This window comes from Kitasatospora sp. NPDC041988, from assembly GCF_055588525.1.
On sequence record NZ_JBVJCO010000114.1, the window covers coordinates 1 to 1,559 of the forward strand.

General features: G+C 71.6%; 1 protein-coding gene. It reads left to right on the top strand.

All coding sequences use genetic code 11. The annotated features are described in order from the left end of the window. Positions 1-21: 21 nt before the first annotated feature. Positions 22-1,559, top strand: a 1,538-nt coding sequence (locus ACZ6NC_RS41920) for a condensation domain-containing protein (protein WP_465739146.1), incomplete at its 3' end; no start/stop codon positions are given.

A 1,559-nucleotide genomic window follows, 5' to 3' on the forward strand; every position in this document is an offset into this window, starting at 1 on the left:
CGTTCCCCGCGGGAGGAGGTGTTGTGCACGGCGTTCGCCGAGGTCCTGCGGCTGCCCTCGGTCGGCATCGACGACAGCTTCTTCGAACTCGGCGGGCACTCGCTGCTCGCGGCACGGCTCGTCAACCGGATCCGGACCCTGCTGGACGCCGGCCTGACCGTCCGGGACCTCTTCGAGGCGCCGACGGTCGCCGCGCTGGCCGGCCGCATAGAGACGGCGGACCGGACCAGGCCGCTGCTGCGGGCCGGACGGCGGCCCGCAGAGCTTCCGCTGTCGTTCGCCCAGCGCCGGCTGTGGTTCCTGAACCGGATGCAGGGCTCCAACGCCACCTACAACCTCCCGTTCGTGCTGCGGCTCTCGGGCGCGCTGGACGTGGCGGCGCTGGAGGCGGCACTGCGTGACGTGGTCACCCGGCACGAGAGTCTGCGGACGGTGTTCCCGGACACGGACGGCATACCCCGGCAGGAGGTGTGGGAGGCCGACGCGGCGGCGCCGACGTTGGACGTGGTGGAGACGTCCGAGCCGGAACTGCCGGCCCTGCTGACGTCCGCCGTGACCCGTGGCTTCGATCTCGCGGTCCAACTGCCTCTCCGGGCCACGCTGTTCGCGCTCGGCTCGGACGAGTTCGTGCTCGCGGTCGTGGTGCACCACATCGTGGCGGACGGCTGGTCGCAGACGCCCCTGGTGGGTGACCTCGCGGCGGCCTACGCGGCCCGGTGCGCGGGGGAGGCGCCGGCGTGGGAGCCGCTGCCGGTGCAGTACGCGGACTACACGCTGTGGCAGCGTGAGCTGCTCGGCGACGAGGACGACCCGAAGAGTCTTGCCTCACGTCAACTCGGCTACTGGGAAGAGGCTCTGGCAGGCCTGCCGGACGAGATCCCCCTGCCTGCCGACCGGATCCGGCCCGCCGTCGCGAGCTACCGGGGACGGACGACGGACTGCTCCCTCAGCCCGGAACTGTCCGGACGGCTCAGGGCACTGGCGCGCGAGCGCGGGGTGAGCCTCTTCATGGTGCTGCAGTCGGCGCTCGCCGTACTGCTGACCAGGCTCGGTGCGGGCGAGGACATCCCGATCGGCAGTCCGGTGGCCGGCCGTGCCGACGAGGGCACGGAGGGCCTGGTGGGCCTCTTCCTCAACACCCTGGTACTGCGGACGGACACCTCCGGCAACCCGACCTTCGGCGAGGTGCTGGACCGGGTCCGCAAGGTCACGCTCGACGCCTTCGCCAACCAGGACGTCCCGTTCGAGCGGCTGGTCGACGTGTTGAGCCCGGAGCGCTCGCTGGCGCGTCACCCGCTCTTCCAGGTCATGCTGACCGTTCAGAACACACCGCAGGCCGAAACCGCGCTGGGCGACCTCACGCTCCGCGAGGAGCTCGTCGACCTGGGCGTGGCCAAGGTCGACCTCAACTTCGCGTTCGGCGAGCGCGCCGACGGCGCGGACGGGCTCGCCGGCGTGGTCGAGTACAGCACCGATCTGTTCGATGAGGACGGTGTGCGGGTGTTGGTGGGGCGGTTGGTGCGGGTGTTGGAGGCGGTGGCGGCTGATCCGGGGGTGCG